1 protein-coding gene is annotated in these 2,240 nt (G+C 54.9%); it reads left to right on the forward strand.

Annotated elements, in window-relative coordinates; genetic code table 11:
* On the forward strand, nt 1-116 hold a 116-nt coding region (locus tag IFS44_RS22710; RefSeq protein WP_192100164.1), incomplete at its 5' end, for a PEP-CTERM sorting domain-containing protein.
* Nucleotides 117-2,240 lie beyond the last annotated feature (2,124 nt).

Consider the following 2,240-nt stretch of genomic DNA (forward strand, 5'->3'; position numbering starts at 1 on the left):
AGCCGACGGCAGCAGTTCCCGAGGCTGGTACCTGGGCAATCATGCTGTTCGGTATCGGTGGCATCGGCGCATCGATGCGCGTTCGTCGTCGCCAGGCGAAAATCGCATTCGCCTAAGCACATTTCACAGCTGGTCCCAGTGGCCATCTGTGTGAAGGCAGCCGTCAACCTCGCGAGGTTGGCGGCTGTTTTTGTTTAACCGCCGGCGCAATGGGTTTGCCGAAGAATCCATGTGGCGCGGTGGGCGCCGTCGATCGATAATTGGGCAAGCGGGATGGCCCATACTGCGCCCAACAGCCCAAACCCCGAGATCGCGAACGCGCCTGAATGGACGCCGTCAGGTACCGAGCACACGTCCTGGTATCGGCATCCATCGATCTACAGCCACGCAGAGCCACGTACGCGGCTAGGACTGGTAATGACCACCGGTGTGCGCCATTTTGGCGTCATGATGTTCAAGCGTGGGCGGAGAACTATAACATGAGTCTACGCTTGGAGCATGTTACCAAACTCGCACATAGCAAGGAAGGCCTGAGGGCTGCTTACGCCGCGGGTGTCGACCATCAGCGCAATGGTTGGCTGCGATATCCACCATGCAAATGGGACCATCCCGCAATTCTGGCTTTTGATGAAAGCGGAACGTGCGTTGGCGGTATCAATTGGGGCGAGGACCATGATGATCGAACGCTCACAATCACGTTTGCCTGGGGTTCGCCTACCGCTCCTGCAGCCTTTGCTGCCGTACTTTCGCGGTTTCGGAAGGTTCACCTAAACGGGTGGTTTACCGAAATCCACTTCACGATATCGACGCATAACGAAGCAATGCGAAAGGCCGTAAAAGTGCTTGGGCTTGTTCCTCGGGCCTTTACTTTTGAGATGCCGGTAAAGAACATGACCAGGTCTTGATGGCGAAAAAATGCCCGGCTTGGAAAGCCGGGCATTTTCGCGCTTAGCCGTTATCGAGCTTTGCGTTATTCCAATATCGCGTATTGGATATGTTAGGTTAAAGACAAAGGTATTAATCAGCAGCCTTTGCAAGCCTTGCCACTGTTTCAGTGACGCATTGCGCTATCCCCTGCGAAATGCGGCAGTAAAAGATGATAGCTGCTCAGGCTGGTGACACTATTAAGCCCTAATGGGCTTACCGATAGGCCAGTAGCGCATATGAACCCCCCGAGTTGAAAGTGTTTGTCTTTTGACAAGGGGACTTATGCAGGATTTCTATTTCGTAAGTGTAATTCCATACGGTGAAAGGCGCATTAACCGCAACTGGCAGGTCTTTTTGACTCTCTGCTCGAGTGGTGATGTATCAAAGTCCCCGTAGCCGTCCGCATAAGCGGACCGTGGTGAGAGTAGGGGCAGACCATCCTCATCTTTACGCTAGAAGCGACGTTCCAGGCGATTGGCCATACGATATGGACCGCCAGTCAGAGCCTCCGCCTCACCCTCACCTAGTTGCGACCCGAGTATGCAATCGACTGAGGATCAATGTCGAGAAGCTTGGAATTCGCTGCATTCGGCGGGCGCCTCGCCGGCACTTCGGCCCTTACTGAGTAAGCCCGACTTTGCTGCTTCTTCGGCACCACGCTCCACTTGCTCTTTGACACTGCGGATGCTGCCGGGCCGCAGATAACTTGGCGCGTTGTCCATATGCCCGTGGCGGGGGCGGGTCGTAAAGTCAGCGGTTGCCGTGCACCCAAGACTGCTGTTGGCACGCACGGTGTTGTAGTCCACCTGCCATGCCTCGCTGATCCGTCCCGCCGTCGCCAGCGAGCAGGTGTTCGCTCAAACACTCGGCGCGCAGGAAAACTTGGACAATTTCACAAATTTATTCTTCGGTAGGTCAGTAATGCGCGGGAGGCTCTATATCTATGATGAGATCCAGAAGTTCACGACGTACTTGATCAAACTCAAGTGCCCCCTGGAGGTCTCCACGCTGAATCTTGGCATCGACTTCGCGCTGGGCGACGAACGCAGCATCTACCCCGTACCGACTAACCATCGTGTAGGCCGCAGAGTGTGCCACAGGGAAGTTCGATCGGTGGGAGGCATTCATGATGCACCTCATTGATAGTCGTCATCAATGCACGAGCGCTCGACGAATCTTCCTAAGACGCTCCTACATAAAACCTTATGGTAAAGAAGGTGTTAATGGCCGCACGTGCTAATTCGATCAAGCGAAGGCGCCCCGCGTGGCTGTGCGAAAAAACATGGCGAGGCGCTAAAAAGGTACGCGGTACT

The sequence above is a fragment of the Sphingomonas sp. CFBP 13706 genome, from assembly GCF_014842355.1.
Lineage (GTDB): Bacteria > Pseudomonadota > Alphaproteobacteria > Sphingomonadales > Sphingomonadaceae > Sphingomonas > Sphingomonas aerolata.